Below are 15770 nucleotides of genomic sequence, written 5' to 3'. Positions count from 1 at the left end.
TTCTGGGCCGAGGTCGAGGCCGACACCGCCTCGCGACGTGACCTGGCCACGTTCCTCATCGACCACCTGTCACGAAGGGACACCAGAATGCCCGGCACCAGCATGACCATCCGCTACGCCGCCCTGAACCCCTCGACATGGGCGAGGCCCTCGCCGCCGGAGATCTCCTCAACATGCTCGAGGACGCCGTCGAGCAGGCCAACCGGGCCGTCCACGATGCCGCTGGTTCTGAGACGTCCGGCACCACCCTCACCGCGATGCTGTGGACCGGCTCCCAGCTCGCTCTCGTCCACATCGGGGACTCCCGTGCCTACCTTCTGCGCGGCGCCGAGTTCTTCCAGATCACCACCGATCACACCATCGTCCAGTCCATGGTCGACCAGGGCCGCCTCACCGCCGAGGAGGCGACCACCCATCCCCAGCGGTCGCTGCTCCTGCGCGCCCTGTCGGGCGCCGGTCAGGTCGCGCCCGACATCCGCCTCCACGACTGCTCTTGGTCCGTCTCGGACGGCGTGAGCGCGTCAGTCGCGGGCCGTGACGATCATCCGGCCGTCGTCCTCGCGCACGTGGTAGCCGGCCTCGACGAGGATCGTCCGTAACGCGAGCCGCACCGCGCCCCGGATCAGGCGGTAACGGGCCGCGTGCTCCTCGCCGGGCGCGGCGTCCGGCTCCCACGAGACGACCACGCCGCGGCCCGGCTCGTGCCACACCCGCAGGCCGCCGTCGCCGTCCGCGTCGTGGCGTTCCACGGCGAAACCCGCTTCCGAGAGCCGCCGGCGAACCCGGCTCTCCAGCATGGCGGCGTCGATGGGCGGGGGGCTCACGACGATCATGTTCCCGCCGTGGGTGCGTCCATGCCTGGCCGCCCGGTCACGCATACACCTGTCCGCATCGGCTAGAGGATCTTCCGGACACCGCCGACGACAGACGAGGAGCCGGATCGATGACCTCCGCGACCGTGGCGTCCCCCGGGGCGTCCTCCGAGCCCGGCGGGATCGCCGGCTGGGCCATGGGTCTCATGGACGCGCTCGGCGCCCCGGGCGCCGGGCTCGTCGTGGCGCTGGAGCACGTCTTCCCGCCGCTGCCGAGCGAGGTCATCCTGCCGCTGGCCGGCTTCTCGGCGGGCAAGGGCCGGATGGCGCTGTGGGAGGTGCTGGTCTGGACGACGCTCGGCGCGGTGGCGGGGGCGCTGGCCCTGTACGGGCTGGGCGCGCTGCTCGGGCGTGAGCGCGTCCACGCCCTGGCCGCCAAGGTGCCGCTGGTCAAGCCGTCGGACGTCGAGAAGGCCGAGGACTGGTTCGCCCGGCACGGCCGCAGGACGGTGCTGTTCGGGCGGATGGTGCCGGTCTTCCGCAGCCTCATCTCCGTGCCGGCCGGGCTGGAGCGCATGCCGCTGGCCACGTTCTCCGCGCTGACCGCGCTCGGCAGCCTGGTCTGGAACACCCTGCTCGTGATGGCGGGCTATCTGCTGGGCGACAACTGGTCGCGGGTGCAGGAGTACGTCGGGGCCGGCACCAACGTCCTGCTCGGCCTCGCCGTGGCGGCGATCCTGGTGTGGGCGGGCCGCCGCATCCGCGAGAGGCGCGGGGAGCGGGACGGCGACAGGAACAGGCCGTCGTCCGGCAAGCCCTCCTGAGTCAACGGATCGTCCCGGGTTCGTGGATCGCCGCGAGCCGCTGAGGAAGCCTGACCCGCCGGGGAGGTTGGTCCGAACGAGGGGACGGCCGCCATGGGCGAGGCTTTGCCGCCGCGCGGGCGACCCTGCCGGGGGACTCTGGCTACGTTGAGAGGTGTTCCGCGCCGCATGGGCGATTCCCGGGAACCCCGTCGACGCTCCGTCCGGTCCGGACCATCCGGACCACCGACACCCACGGAGTGATCCACGATGCTGAAGCACCTGCTCGTCGCCGCCGCCGTGGTGGCCGGCGCCGTCGCCGTCTCGGGCGCCGTGTCCGCGACCTCCGCTCAGACAAGCGGAAACACCACCGTCGTCGTGCCGTCGCCGACCTCGACCGGGTACTGACGAGGACAAGGGCCCGGCCGGCTGGTGAAGCGGTCGCGCCGGGCGATCTCACGGGGCGGGTCGCACCTGCCAGGGCGCGATCCGCCCCGCCACGCCGTCAGAGGCCGGCCGTCAGAGCCCGTACGTCTCCAGCAGGCGCAGCCAGATCTCGCTGACCGTCGGGAACGACGGCACGGCATGCCACAGCCGCTCCAGCGGCACCTCGCCCGTGACCGCGATGGTCGCCGCGTGCAGCAGCTCGGCCACTCCCGGCCCGGCGAACGTCACCCCGAGCAGCACCCGGCGGTCCTCGTCCACCACGGCCTTGGCCCGCCCCCGGTAGCCGTCGCCGAGCAGGTAGGCGCCCGACACCGAGCCCAGGTCGTACTCCACGGTCCGGATCCGGAAGCCTGCCTCCCGCGCGGCGGCCTCGGTGTGGCCGACCGAGCAGATCTGCGGATCGGTGAAGACCACCTGCGGCGCGCCGCGGCCGTCGGCCGTGTCGCGCAGCGCCGGCAGGTCGTCGGGCTCGCCCTTGGCGCGGGCGGCGATGACGTCGCCGCAGACCCGCGCCTGGTACTTGCCCATGTGGGTGAGCAGGTTGCGGCCGTTGGCGTCGCCGACCGCGTACAGCCAGCCGCCCTCGACGCCGGTGGCGCGCATGCTGTCGTCGACCTCGACGTACCGGCCCGGTTCGAGGCCCACGGTGTCGAGGCCGATCCGGGAGGTGGCCGGCTTGCGGCCGGTCGCGACGAGCAGCTCGTCGGCCTCCAGGGGCGGCCCGTCGGGCAGCCGGATCGTGACCTTGCCGCCGGGCTCCGGCCGCTCGACCGCGACGGCGCCGGTGCCGAAGCGCACGTCGATCCCCGCGTCGGCGAACGAGGCGGCCAGCAGCTCGCCGGCGAACGGCTCCATCCGGGGCAGCAGCCGGTCGCCGCGCACCAGCATCGTGGTCTGCCGGGCGCCGAGGCCGTGCATGGCCTGGGCCATCTCGCAGGCCACCACGCCGCCGCCGATGACGGCCAGCCGCTCGGGCACGGACGTGGCCGCGGTCACCTCGTGGCTGGTCCAGGGACCGGCCTCGCGCAGCCCGGGCACCGGCGGGACGGCCGCGGTGCTGCCGGCGGCCAGCACCACCGCGTGGCGCGCGGTCACAGTCCGCTCGGAGCCGTCGGGGGCGGTGACCCGCACGCGGCGCGGCCCGTCGAGCCTCCCGGTGCCGCGCAGGAACGTGGCCGGCACCCCGTTCAGCCACTCCACCTGCCCGGAGTCGTTGTAGTGCGCCACCGCCTCGTCGCGCCGGGCCAGCACCTTGCCCGCCTCGATGGGGCCGATCGTCAGGCCGGGCACGCGTGCCGCCTCGGCGGCCAGCTCCACGGGGCGCAGCAGGGCCTTGCTCGGGATGCACGCCCAGTAGGAGCACTCGCCGCCGAGCAGACGCTCCTCCACGACGGCGGCCGTGAGCCCGCCGCGCACGGCCCGCGCCGCCACGTTCTCCCCGGCGGGCCCCCCGCCGATCACGATCACGTCGAACTCGTCGCCCACGTCCGCCTCCCGAGACTCACCTCATACCGACTCCACCAGCCTCTCAGAACCGAGCACCGCCGGGGCACGGCGGGGCGTCGCGCGCCCCGGGCGGCAGATCCCGTCCGCCCCCCCGGCCTGTCCGCGCGATGGAGGGACGGCAACGCGCGGGGAGGGGCACGGCGCCCCGTTCGGAGGGGGCGTGGTGGCGCCCGCGGGGGAGGGGCCGACGAAACGCGCCCCGACGAGATCCGCCCCCGACGAGATCCGCCCCCGGCGAGAAGCCGAGCCGGTGAAAGGCCCGGTCAGGTGGTCTCGCCGGCGGCGCGCCGGGTGAGCGACGTGATCAGGGGCTGCACGAGCTTGGCCGCGAGCGGCCCGAAGGCCGCCAGGATCAGCACGTACGCGGCGGCCAGCGGCCCGAGGTCCGGGTGGACGCCGGCCGCCACCGCCAGACCCGCGATGACGATGTTGAACTCGCCCCGGGGGATGAGCGCGATGCCGGCCCGGGCCTGACCGGCGCGGGCGATGCCCGCCCGGCGGGCCGCGTACATGCCCGTCAGCAGCTTGGTGGCCATGCTGACCACGGCCAGCAGCGCCGCCAGGCCCGCCACCGGGAGGATCTTGGCCGGGTCGGTCTGGAGGCCGAAGAAGACGAAGAACACGGCGGCGAACAGGTCGCGCAGCGGCTCCAGCAGCGCCCGCGCGTCGTGGGCGAGCTGCCCGGACAGGGCGATGCCCACGAGGAACGCACCGACGGCCGCCGACACCTGGAGCTGCTGGGCCAGCCCGGCCACGAGCAGCGCCAGCCCGACGACCTTGAGCAGTAACACCTCGGAGTTGGGGCTGGAGACGAACGCCTCGATGAAACGGCCGAAGCGCAGCGCCACCAGGAGCACCACGCTGACCGTGGCCAGCGCGATCGCGACGGTGAGCGCCCCGCTCAGCAGGCTCAGCCCGGCCAGCAGGGCCGTCAGCACCGGCAGGTAGAGGGCCATCGTCAGGTCCTCGAACACCAGCAGCGACAGGACCGTCGGCGTCTCGCGGTTTCCGATCCAGCCCAGGTCCGACAGGACCTTGGCGGTGATGCCGGAGGAGGTGGCGTACGTGACGCCGGCCATGGCGACCGCCGCGACCGGACCCCAGCCGAGCAGCAGCGCGCAGATCGCGCCCGGCGCGGCGTTGAGCACCAGATCCACGAGCCCGGCCCGGGCGTTGCTCCGCAGGCTGGTGACGAGTTCGTCGGCGTTGTACTCCAGCCCGAGCGTGAGCAGCAGCAGGACGACGCCCAGCTCCGCTCCGGCGGAGATGAAGTCCTCGCTGGTGGCGAGGGGGAGGACGCCGCCGGTGCCGAAGGCCAGCCCGGCGATCAGGTAGAGGGGGATGGGGGAGATGCCGGCCCGCAGGGCGAGGGCGCCGAGCACGCCGAGACCCAGCAGGACCGCACCGATCTCGAGCAGGAGGATGGCGGTATCGTGCACCCGCTGCCCTACCCGTGAGCCAGGATGTCGGCCACCTCGGCGGTGCTGTCCGCGCCGCCCACGACCACGACGATGTCGTTGGCGGCGAGGACGAAGTCGGGGCCGGGGCTGGTGACGACCTGCGGCCCGCGCACCACGGCGACGACGGAGGCGCCGGTGCGGGTGCGCACGCGGGCGTCGCCCATGGGCCGCCCGGTGTACGGGGACGTGGACGGCACGGGGAGCTGGACGCTGACCAGGCCCTCGACCTGCTGGTGGAGCTGGTTGAGCCGCTGCACGATGCGGGGCGCGCCGAGCAGCTCGACCAGCGCCTCGGCCTCCTCGTCGTTCAGCTTGACCGTCTCGCAGGCCCGGTCCGGGTCACCCTTGTCGTAGATCACCAGGTCGCGGCGGCCGCTGCGGTGGGAGATCACCGCCACTCGCCTGCCGCCCTGTGTCGTGAACTCGTGCCGCAGTCCGATGCCCGGCAGCGCCGTCTGCTCGACCTCCACCCGTCTCCCCGCTCGTCCGGTCCGCTGATGACACGGAGACCGTACCATTTGGCGGCTTCCGTGCTAGATGTGCGAATCAAGCCGGGGTCACAGGAGAGCGAGCGCCTGGCGGGCGATCTCCCACTCCTCGTCCGTCGGGACGACGAGCACCGCCGTCGCGGACCCGTCCGCCGACACGAACCGCTCCCCGGAGGCGTCCGCGGCGTTGCGCTCCTCGTCCAGGGCCAGGCCGAAGCGGTCCATCCCGGCCAGCGCCCCGGCCCGCGTGGCGGCGTCGTGCTCGCCGACGCCGCCGGTGAACACGACCGCGTCCACCCGGCCGAGCACCGCGCAGTAGGCGCCGACGTACTTGCGGATCCGCCGCGTGTAGATCTCCAGGGCCAGGCGGGCCCGCCCGCCGCCGCCGGCGGCGCGCCGCCGCACCTCCCGCATGTCGCCGGACCCGGCCAGGGCGAGCAGGCCGCCCTCGCGGCTCAGCGCCTCCTCGGCCTCCTCGACGTCCAGCCCGCGCGCCCGCTTGAGGTAGCCCAGGAGCGCGGGGTCCACGTCGCCGGAGCGGGTGCCCATGACCAGGCCCTCCAGCGGCGTCAGCCCCATGGAGGTGTCGACGCTGCGCCCGCCCTCGATCGCGGTGGCGCTCGCGCCGTTGCCGAGGTGCAGCACGATCAGGTTCGTCTCCTCCGGTGACCGGCCCAGCAGCGCGGCCGCCCGCCGCGACACGTACGCGCACGACGTCCCGTGGAAGCCGAACCGCCGCACCCCCCACTCCCCGGGCACCGCGTACGTGTACGCCTCCGGCGGCAGTGTCCGGTGGAAGGCCGTGTCGAACACGGCCACCTGCGGCACGCCCGGGAAGGCGTCGCGCGCCACCCGCACGCCGGCCAGGTTCACCGGGTTGTGCAGCGGGGCGAGCGGCGCCAGCTCCTCGATGGCGGCCATCACCTCGTCGTCGACCAGCACCGCCTCCCGGAAGCGGGTCCCGCCGTGCACGACCCGGTGCCCGACCGCGACCGGGTCGAGCTCCGGGCCGGCCTTGCCGAACGCCTCCAGGACGGCCGCCAGGGCCTCCGCGTGCCCGGGGAACGCCCGCTCGGACTCGTACGGGCGGCCCCGGCCGGCGTCCGCGTGGTGGGTCAGCCGCCCCTCCTCCTCGCCGATCCGCTCGACCAGGCCCCGGGCCGCGCGCTCGCGGGACTCGACGTCGATCAGCTCGTACTTGATGGAGGAGGAGCCGGTGTTCAGGACGAGAATTCGTGCGGCCATGTCCACCCGCTGATCTCGGGAGCGTCCTCGCCGTGCTCGCGGGTGTGCGCGCGGGCCCGCAGCCTGGCGTCCGACATGCGCTGGCGCAGGTGCGCCTGCGTGGCGCCGAGGCCCGGCACCCGGTCGACGACGTCCATGACGAGGTGGTAGCGGTCGATGTCGTTGAGCATCGCCATGTCGAAGGGTGTGGTGGTGGTGCCCTCCTCCTTGTAGCCGCGCACGTGCAGGTTCGCGTGGCCGTTGCGGCGGTAGGTGAGCCGGTGGATGAGCTGCGGATAGCCGTGGAAGTTGAAGATCACCGGCTTGTCGGCGGTGAACAGCGCGTCGAACTCGGCGTCCGTCATTCCGTGTGGATGCTCCGAGCGCGGCTGCAGCCGCATGAGGTCGACCACGTTGATCACCCGCACCCGCAGCCGCGGCAGGTGCTCGCGCAGCAGCGCCGCGGCGGCCAGCGTCTCCAGCGTGGGCACGTCGCCCGCGCAGGCCAGCACGACGTCCGGCTCGGCGCCGCCCTCGTCGGTGCTCGCCCACGGCAGGATGCCGAGCCCGCGGGTGCAGTGCGCGATCGCCTCGTCCATGGTGAACAGGTCGAGCACCGGCTGCTTGCCCGCGACGATGACGTTGACGTAGTCGCGCGAGCGCAGGCAGTGGTCGCCCACCGACAGCAGCGTGTTGGCGTCCGGCGGCAGGTAGACCCGCACGACGGACGGCTTCTTGTTGACCACCACGTCCAGGAAGCCCGGGTCCTGGTGGCTGAAGCCGTTGTGGTCCTGGCGCCACACGTGCGACGACAGCAGGTACGTCAGCGAGGCCACCGGCCGCCGCCACGGGATCTTCCTCGACGATTCCAGCCACTTGGCGTGCTGGTTGAACATGGCGTCGATGATGTGGATGAACGCCTCGTAGCAGGTGAACAGCCCGTGCCGGCCGGTCAGCAGGTAGCCCTCCAGCCAGCCCTGGCACAGGTGCTCCGACAGGACCTCCATGACCCGCCCGCCGGGCGCCAGGTTCTCGTCCGTGGGCTTCAGCTCGGCGTTCCAGGCGCGGTCGGTGACCTCGAAGACCTCCGACAGCCGGTTGGAGGCGGTCTCGTCCGGCCCCATCAGCCGGAACGTGCGCGGGTTGGCCGCGATCACGTCGCGCAGCAGCCCGCCGAACACGCGGGTCGGCTCGCTGGTCGTGGCGGCCGGCGACTTGATCTCCACCGCGTGCTCGCGGAAGTCCGGCAGCCGCAGCGGCGCCAGCAGCTCGCCCCCGTTGGCGTGCGGGTTCGCGCTCATCCGGCGCGGGCCGTCGGGCACGGTCTCCATGATCGAGCGCACGGGGCTGCCGTCCGGCGCGAACAGCTCCTCGGGCCGGTAGGAGCGCATCCACGCCTCGAGCATCGCCAGGTGCTCGGGATTGTCCCGGACGCCGGACAGCGGCACCTGGTGGGCGCGCCACGTGCCCTCCACCGGCAGCCCGTCCACCTCCTTCGGCCCGGTCCACCCCTTCGGGGTACGCAGCACGATCATGGGCAGCCGGTCGGAGTCCCCCGCCTTGTACGCGGCGATCTCGTCGAACACCTCATCCAGCGTCCCGGCCATCTCCTGGTGGTCCGGGCCCACCACGTGCGGCAGGTAGCCGTAGCCGCGCATGAGCTGGAGCAGGTCCGCCTCGGGGATCCGGGCCAGGACCGTCGGGTTGGCGATCTTGTAGCCGTTCAGGTGCAGGATGGGCAGGACCGCGCCGTCATGGCGCCGGTCGAGCAGCTTGTTGGAATGCCAGCTCGCCGCCAGGGGGCCGGTCTCCGCCTCGCCGTCGCCGATGACGCACGCGACCACCAGGTCCGGGTTGTCGAAGGCCGCGCCGTAGGCGTGCGCCAGGCTGTAGCCGAGCTCGCCGCCCTCGTGGATGGAGCCGGGCGTCTCCGGCGCCACGTGGCTCGGGATGCCGCCCGGGAAGGAGAACTGGCGAAACAGCCGCCGCATGCCCTGCGCGTCCTGGGCGATGTCCGGGTATCGCTCGGTGTAGGAGCCCTCCAGCCAGGCGTGCGCCACCGCCGCCGGGCCGCCGTGACCGGGCCCCGCGATGTAGATCATGTCCTGGCCGCGCTGCCGGATGACCCGGTTGAGGTGGGCGAAGCAGAAGTTCAGCCCCGGTGTGGTGCCCCAGTGGCCGAGCAGCCTCGGTTTGACGTGCTCGGGCCGGAGCGGCTCCGTCAGGAGCGGATTGTCGAGCAGATAGATCTGGCCGACCGACAGATAGTTCGCCGCCCGCCAGTATGCGTCGATATCGTCCATTCCATGTTGGTTCCTTATGGGGGACGGCTCACACGCGTTGATTAGAACCGCCCTCCTGTGGCAGGAGACCAGACAACCGGCTGAGTGAGGCGTCATGGACATCCGGTCATCGAGAACACAGGCGTTCGCCATGACATTCACCGAGGCGGACGTAGCGGGGGCACGCGGTGCGGTCGAGCGGTTCGCGCTGGCCCACGGGCTGGCGGACGAACGGGCCGTCGATCTCGTGCTCGCCGCCAACGAGGCGGTCGTCAACGCGATCGCCTACGGCGACGGAAAGGGGGTGCTACGACTGTGGAGAGACGGCGACAGCGTGGCGTGCGAGATCCGGGACCACGGGAGCGGGATCGCCGAGCGCACGCTCGACAGGGAAGACCCGCCGCCCATGACCTCGGCGGGCGGCTGGGGCATTTGGCTCATCCGGCGCCTGGCCGATAAGGTCGCCATCACGACCGGCCCGGACGGCACCGCCGTGCGCATCGCGATGTCGCTGCCCGGCCGCAAGCGCGACGACGCGACCTGACGACGCGTCCACCCACGCAGGCCACCTCACCCCAGGCAGGCGACCCGTGAACTCCGATCGCGGCGAGGCGGACTCTCCTCCGCTGCTCGACACCTTCTTCGAGAAGGACACCCTGTCCGGCACGCGCGCCGAGGCGCAGCGGCTGGCGGAGGCCAACGGGCTCGAGTCCACCCGGCTCCTCGACTTCGTCATGGCGGTCAACGAGTGCCTGGTCAACGTCGTCGCCCACGCGGGCGGGCGCGGCCGGCTGCGCCTGTGGCACGACGGCGACCGGCTGCTGTGCGAGATCCGCGACTTCGGCCCCGGCATCCCGGCGTCCTACCTGGAGGACGCCGACCTGCCCGCCCCCTCCCAGGTGGGCGGGCGCGGCATCTGGCTGATCCGCCGCCTCACCGACGGCGCCGCCTTCTCCACCGGTCCCGCCGGCACGACCGTGCACATGGTGATGAAGACCACACGGTAGGCTGCGGCGCATGCGGCTCCGAAGCGCGCGCTGGTACTCGGGTGATGACAGGAACTCCTACATCCACCGGGCCTGGATGCGCCGCGGCCTGCCCGAGTCCGCGTTCGGCGGCGAGCGGCCGCACATCGCGATCGCCAACACCGCCTCCGACCTCACCCCCTGCAACGCCCACCTCGACGAGGTGGCCGAGAGCGTCGAGCAGGGCGTGTGGGCCGCGGGCGGCGTCCCGCTCAACCTGCCCGTCGTCTCCCTCGGCGAGACCAACGTCCGGCCCACCGCGATGCTGTGGCGCAACCTCGCCGCCATGGCCACCGAGGAGATGCTGCGCGCCAACCCCATCGACGGCGTGGTGCTGCTCGGCGGGTGCGACAAGACGATCCCCTCGCTGCTGATGGCCGCCGCCTCCGTCGACCTGCCCGCCCTCGTCGTGCCCGGCGGCCCCATGCTGACCGGCCACTTCAGGGGCGTGCCGCTCGGCTGCGGCACCGACGTGTGGCGGCTCAGCGAGGAGGTGCGCGCCGGCACCCTGTCGCGCGAGGCGTTCCTGCGCTCCGAGTCGTCGATGATCCGCAGCCGCGGCCACTGCAACACCATGGGCACCGCCTCCACGATGGCCTGCATGGCCGAGGCGCTCGGCATGACCATCCCCGGCACCGCCGGCACCCCCGCCCCCGACAGCAGGCTGCTCGAACACTCCCACGCCGCCGGCGAGCTGGCCGTCGAGCTCGTACGGCGGGAGCGCCGCCCCAGCCAGGTGATGACCCGCGGCTCGTTCCTCAACGCGATCGTCACCCTGGCCGCGATCGGCGGCTCCACCAACGCCGTCATCCACCTGCTGGCCATCGCCGGCCGCCTCGGCGTGCCGCTCGACCTCGACGACTTCGACCGCACCGGCGCCGGCGTCCCGCTGCTCGCCGACCTCCAGCCGGCCGGGCGCCACCTCATGGACGACCTGTACCGCGCGGGCGGGCTGCTGGCCCTGCTGCGGGAGGTCGAGGACCTGCTCGACCCGCACCCGGTCACCGTCACCGGCCGGCCGCTCACCGCCTACCTCGCCGACGCCGAGATCTGGGACGACAGCGTCATCCGGCGCCGCGCCGCGCCGCTGCTGCCCGACGCGGGCATCGCGGTCCTGCGCGGCAACCTCGCCCCCGGCGGCGCCGTGATCAAGCCCGCCGCAGCCTCGCCCGAGCTGCTGCGCCACCGCGGCCGGGCCGTCGTCTTCGACAGCGTCGAGGACCTGCACGCCCGGCTCGACGCGCCCGACCTCGACGTGGACGAGACCTCGGTCCTCGTGCTGCGCGGCTGCGGCCCCAAGGGCTACCCCGGCATGCCCGAGGTCGGCAACCTGCCGCTGCCCGCCAAGCTGCTCGCCAAGGGCGTGCGCGACATGGTGCGCGTCAGCGACGCCCGCATGAGCGGCACCGCCTACGGCACCGTCGTCCTGCACACCTCCCCCGAGGCCGCCGCCGGCGGGCCGCTGGCCCGGGTCCGCACCGGCGACCCGATCGTGCTCGACGTGGCCGCCCGGCGGCTCGACGTCGACCTGCCCGACGCCGAGCTGGCCGCCCGCGACCCGGTCATGACGGGGCACGCGCGGCCCGTACGCGGCTGGGAACGCCTCTACGTCGACCACGTCACGCAGGCCGACCGGGGCGCCGACCTCGACTTCCTCACCGGGTCCAGCGGCGACGCGGTGGGCCGCGACTCCCACTGACCGGTCCCCCTGCCGCGTCCCCCTCCCCGGCGCCCCCTCCCCGCAGCAAAGAGTGGCCTGCGCCGTGCGCGGAATTCGTCCCCCTGGGTACGGGGTTACGGAACCATGTGAACCGTGTGATCGGATTGACGGCACCCTTGAACGATGACGCAGGAGGAGACGTGAGCGGCGACATCACCCGCAGCCAGGAGTGGGCGGCGCTGGGCAAGCACCACGAGGAGCTGGCCGGCAGGCACCTGCGCGAGCTGTTCGCGGAGGATCCGGGGCGTGCGGAGCGGATGACGCTGACCGCAGGCGACCTGTTCCTCGACTACGCCAAGCACCGCGCCACCGGCGAGACCGTGGACCTGCTCGTGGCGCTGGCCGAGCGGGCCGGGCTGCGCGAGCGGATCGACGCCATGTTCTCCGGCGAGCACATCAACGTCAGCGAGGACCGCGCCGTCCTCCACACGGCGCTGCGCGTGCCGCCCGGCACCGACCTGACCGTCGACGGCCAGGACGTGACCCGCGACGTCCACGCGGTGCTCGACAAGATGAGCGCCTTCGCCGGCCGGGTCAGGTCCAAGGAGTGGAAGGGCGCCACCGGGCGGCCCATCGAGACGGTCGTCAACATCGGCATCGGCGGCTCCGACCTCGGCCCCGCCATGGCCTACGAGGCGCTGCGCGACTACGCCGACGCCGGCATCGAGGCCCGGTTCGTCTCCAACATCGACCCGGCCGACATCACCGGCAACCTGGCCGGCCTCGACCCGGCCACCACGCTGGTCGTGGTCAGCTCCAAGACGTTCACCACGCTGGAGACCCTCACCAACGCCAAGGTGGCCCGCCAGTGGCTGGTCGGCGCGCTCGGCGAGGAGGCCGTGGCCAAGCACTTCGTGGCCGTCTCCACCAACGCCGCCAAGGTCGCCGAGTTCGGCATCGACACCGACAACATGTTCGGCTTCTGGGACTGGGTCGGCGGCCGCTACTCCTACGACGGCGCCATCGGCCTCTCCCTCATGATCGCCGTCGGGCCGGAGCGGTTCCGCGAGATGCTGGCCGGCTTCCACACGATCGACGAGCACTTCCGCACCGCCCCGCTGCACGCCAACATGCCGGTCCTGCTCGGCCTGCTCGGGGTGTGGTACACCGACTTCTTCGGCGCCGAGACCCACGCCGTCCTGCCCTACAGCCAGCGCCTGCACCGCTTCCCCGCCTACCTCCAGCAGCTGACCATGGAGTCCAACGGCAAGTCGGTGCGCGCCGACGGCGAGCCGGTCACCACCGGCACCGGCGAGATCTTCTGGGGCGAGCCCGGCACCAACGGCCAGCACGCCTTCTATCAGCTCCTCCACCAGGGCACGCGGCTCGTGCCGGCCGACTTCATCGGCTTCGCCGAGCCGTTCGAGGACCGCGAGGGCATGCACGACCTGCTGTCGGCCAACCTGTTCGCGCAGACCTCCGCGCTGGCGTTCGGCAAGACCGCCGAGGAGATCGCCGCCGAGGGCACGCCGGCGCACATCGCGCCGCACAAGGTGATGCCCGGCAACCGGCCCAGCTCCACCATCCTCGCGCCCAAGCTCACCCCGTCCACGCTGGGGCAGCTCGTCGCCCTGTACGAGCACATCGTGTTCGTCGAGGGCACGATCTGGGGGGTCGACTCCTTCGACCAGTGGGGCGTCGAGCTGGGCAAGAAGATGGCGCTCGACCTCGCGCCCGCCCTCACCGGCGAGGAGCCGCCGAGCGACCTGCCCGACCCGTCCACGGCGCAGCTCGTCCGCCGCTACCGCGAGCTGCGCGGCCGGCGCGCCTGACCGGCCTTCCGCTGAGCCCCCGGCGGCGCGATCGACGTGGCGGGTGACCGGCCCCCCGGGTGAGCCCCGGCCGCCCGATTGACGTGGCGTGCCGGGGGACCGGAGGATCTCTGCCATGCCAGTCATCCCGGTTCCCGGCCGTCACCACACCTGGGCCGCTCTCACCCCTGCCACCACGTACGTCTTCGGCGTCGAGAGCGGCGACGACACCCGCGTCGTCCAGCACTACTGGGGGCCGAGGCTGCCCGGCGCCGCCCTGGAGGAGGTCGCCGGCGACGCCACGGCCTGGTTCGTCACCGGTTTCGACGACCCGTCGGACGTCGCCGAACTGCTGCCCGTCGAAGGCGGGCGCCGCTGGGGCGTGCCGTCGCTGCAGGCCGTCTACCCGGGTGGCGTCCGTTCCGTCGAGCTGTCCTTCGACCAGGCCGTCGAGCACGGCCCCGGCGAGCTGGAGCTGGTGCTGCGCGACCAGGTCTACGGCCTGCGCGTCGGCCTCCACGTGCGCGTCCACGACGACACCGACGTGATCGAGCGCTGGACCGAGGTGACCAACGACTCCGGCGAGCCCGTCCACCTCCGGCGGCTCGACTCGGGGGCGTGGGCGCTGCCCGAGCAGGCCGGCGACCGCTACACCGGCGTGGCCGGCGCCTGGGGCCGCGAGACCCGGCTGCACCGGGGCGAGCTGCCGGTCGGCGAGACCACGTTCACCAGCAGGACCGGCACGACCTCGCACAAGGCCAACCCCTGGATCATGATCGGCGACGCCACCGAGACCTCCGGCGAGGTGTGGAGCGTCGCGCTGGCCTGGAGCGGCTCGTGGCGGCTCACCGCGCAGCGCCGCCCCGAGGGCGACGTGGCCGTCACCGCCGGGTTCGGCCACGAGGGCCTCACCTGGCCCCTCGCGCCGGGCGCGTCCCTGCGCACGCCGTCCGTCCTCGGCCTGCACACCACCGGTGGGTACGGCGCCGCCAGCCTCGCCTGGCACGCCTACGCGCGCGGGCACGTCCTGCCCACCCCGGCCGAGCAGCGGCCCGTCCTGTACAACTCGTGGGAGGCCACCGGCTTCAACGTCACCGAGGACGGCCAGCTCGCCCTCGCCCGCCGGGCCGCCGAGCTGGGCGTCGAGCTGTTCGTCGTGGACGACGGCTGGTTCGGCACGCGCACCGACGACAGGCGCGGCCTCGGCGACTGGTGGCCCAACCCCGACCGCTTCCCGCAGGGGCTCGGCAAGCTGTTCGACGGCGTCCGCGATCTGGGCATGCAGGCCGGGCTCTGGGTGGAGCCCGAGATGGTCAACCCCGACAGCGACCTCTACCGAGAGCACCCCGACTGGACGCTGCACTACCCGGGCCGCCGCCGCGACACCATGCGCAACCAGCTCGTCCTCAACTTCGCCCGCGAGGACGTGCGCGCCTGGGCGCTCGCCTGGCTGGACGGGCTCGTCACCGAGTACGGCCTGGCCTACCTCAAGTGGGACATGAACCGCAGCTTCAGCCAGGCCGGCTGGGCGGAGGGCGGCGACCTGCTGTGGATCGAGCACACCCGCGGCGTGTACGCGATCATGGACGAGCTGCGCGCCCGCCACCCCGCCCTGCGGATCGAGTCGTGCTCCGGGGGCGGCGGCCGGGCCGACCTCGGCATCCTGCGGCGCACCGACCAGGTGTGGACCTCCGACAACACCGACGCCCGCGACCGCCAGGTCATCCAGGAGGGCTTCTCCTACCTGTACCCGGCGAGCGCCATGTCGTGCTGGGTGACCGACAGCCCCAACCCGATCACCGGCCGGGAGATGCCGCTGCGCTACCGCTTCCACGTGGCCATGGCGGGCACGCTCGGCATCGGCGGCGACCTGACCCGCTGGAGCGAGGAGGAGCTGGCCGAGGCGCGGGAGCTGGTCGCCGCGTACAAGGCGGTGCGGCCCGTGGTGCAGCACGGCGAGCTGCGCCGCCTGGACGGCTCGCCGGGCGCCACCGCCTCGGCCGTGCAGTACACGCTGGGCGACCGGGTCGTGGTGCTCGCCTACAACCCGTACCGGCTGGACGAGCGGCTGCCCCGGCGGCTGCGGCTGGCGGGGCTCGACCCCGAGGCCGTCTACGAGGACGAGGCGGGGGTGCGCCGGCACGGGGCGGCGCTCATGCACCACGGGCTGGCCCTGCCCTCGTGGTCGCCGTTCGGGCTCGACCACCGCAGCGAGATGGTGGTGCTCCGCCGCGTGCAGGGCGGATCATGAC

The 15770-nt window shown here is 73.2% G+C and carries 14 protein-coding genes; 8 read left to right on the top strand and 6 right to left on the bottom strand.

Annotation, left to right across the window (positions count from 1 at the left end):
• The first annotated feature begins 137 nt into the window (after positions 1-137).
• Complete coding sequence (locus AB0H81_RS21290; protein ID WP_358377045.1) at positions 138-599, top strand: hypothetical protein; 462 nt, start codon at positions 138-140, stop codon at positions 597-599.
• On the opposite strand, the gene AB0H81_RS21285 is transcribed toward AB0H81_RS21290, so the two are convergent.
• Positions 522-824 carry a hypothetical protein gene (locus AB0H81_RS21285; RefSeq protein WP_358377042.1) on the bottom strand — a complete coding sequence of 101 codons (303 nt, stop codon included), beginning with the start codon at positions 822-824 and terminating at the stop codon, positions 522-524. The genes AB0H81_RS21290 and AB0H81_RS21285 overlap by 78 nt on opposite strands.
• A gap of 119 nt (positions 825-943) precedes the next feature.
• Between AB0H81_RS21285 and AB0H81_RS21280 the strand changes: the two genes are divergently transcribed.
• Both AB0H81_RS21280 and AB0H81_RS21275 read left to right on the top strand, forming a co-directional pair.
• Complete coding sequence (locus tag AB0H81_RS21280; RefSeq protein WP_358377039.1) at positions 944-1636, top strand: DedA family protein; 693 nt, start codon at positions 944-946, stop codon at positions 1634-1636.
• Positions 1637-1885: 249 nt separating this feature from the next.
• Positions 1886-2023 (top strand): hypothetical protein, encoded by a 138-nt coding sequence (locus tag AB0H81_RS21275; protein ID WP_358377036.1) that lies wholly within the window; start codon positions 1886-1888, stop codon positions 2021-2023.
• A gap of 111 nt (positions 2024-2134) precedes the next feature.
• On the opposite strand, the gene AB0H81_RS21270 is transcribed toward AB0H81_RS21275, so the two are convergent.
• The 5 genes from AB0H81_RS21270 to AB0H81_RS21250 all read right to left on the bottom strand — a co-directional run bounded on the left by AB0H81_RS21270 (position 2135) and on the right by AB0H81_RS21250 (position 9043).
• Positions 2135-3547: an NAD(P)/FAD-dependent oxidoreductase gene (locus AB0H81_RS21270; protein ID WP_358377033.1), complete on the bottom strand. Its 1413-nt coding sequence runs from the start codon at positions 3545-3547 to the stop codon at positions 2135-2137.
• 284 nt (positions 3548-3831) lie between these two features.
• Positions 3832-5007 (bottom strand): cation:proton antiporter, encoded by a 1176-nt coding sequence (locus AB0H81_RS21265; RefSeq protein ID WP_358377031.1) that lies wholly within the window; start codon positions 5005-5007, stop codon positions 3832-3834.
• A gap of 8 nt (positions 5008-5015) precedes the next feature.
• Entirely contained in the window at positions 5016-5498 is a 483-nt protein-coding gene (locus tag AB0H81_RS21260) for a cation:proton antiporter regulatory subunit (RefSeq protein ID WP_358377029.1), read from the bottom strand.
• Positions 5499-5585: 87 nt separating this feature from the next.
• A complete protein-coding gene (locus tag AB0H81_RS21255) occupies positions 5586-6761 on the bottom strand; it encodes an acetate kinase (protein ID WP_358377026.1) in 1176 nt (391 codons plus the stop codon).
• Entirely contained in the window at positions 6737-9043 is a 2307-nt protein-coding gene (locus AB0H81_RS21250; RefSeq protein ID WP_358377023.1) for a phosphoketolase family protein, read from the bottom strand. The genes AB0H81_RS21255 and AB0H81_RS21250 overlap by 25 nt, the downstream gene beginning before the upstream one ends.
• A gap of 130 nt (positions 9044-9173) precedes the next feature.
• Here AB0H81_RS21250 and AB0H81_RS21245 point away from each other — a divergent pair, with 130 nt between their 5' ends.
• From AB0H81_RS21245 to AB0H81_RS21225, 5 genes are all read left to right on the top strand, one after another.
• A complete protein-coding gene (locus AB0H81_RS21245; RefSeq protein WP_358377020.1) occupies positions 9174-9566 on the top strand; it encodes an ATP-binding protein in 393 nt (130 codons plus the stop codon).
• Between the two features lie 46 nt (positions 9567-9612).
• The gene (locus tag AB0H81_RS21240; RefSeq protein ID WP_358377017.1) at positions 9613-10029 is read left to right on the top strand and encodes an ATP-binding protein; all 417 of its coding nucleotides are present in this window, start codon (positions 9613-9615) and stop codon (positions 10027-10029) included.
• Between the two features lie 10 nt (positions 10030-10039).
• Positions 10040-11746 carry an IlvD/Edd family dehydratase gene (locus AB0H81_RS21235; protein ID WP_358377014.1) on the top strand — a complete coding sequence of 569 codons (1707 nt, stop codon included), beginning with the start codon at positions 10040-10042 and terminating at the stop codon, positions 11744-11746.
• Between the two features lie 161 nt (positions 11747-11907).
• The gene (gene pgi / locus AB0H81_RS21230) at positions 11908-13539 is read left to right on the top strand and encodes a glucose-6-phosphate isomerase (RefSeq protein ID WP_358377011.1); all 1632 of its coding nucleotides are present in this window, start codon (positions 11908-11910) and stop codon (positions 13537-13539) included.
• Between the two features lie 115 nt (positions 13540-13654).
• Complete coding sequence (locus AB0H81_RS21225) at positions 13655-15769, top strand: alpha-galactosidase (protein WP_358377008.1); 2115 nt, start codon at positions 13655-13657, stop codon at positions 15767-15769.
• Position 15770: the final 1 nt, after the last annotated feature.

This window comes from Nonomuraea sp. NPDC050691, assembly GCF_040654455.1.
Taxonomy (GTDB): Bacteria; Actinomycetota; Actinomycetes; order Streptosporangiales; family Streptosporangiaceae; genus Nonomuraea.
This window is presented reverse-complemented; position numbering and strand designations above follow the sequence as displayed.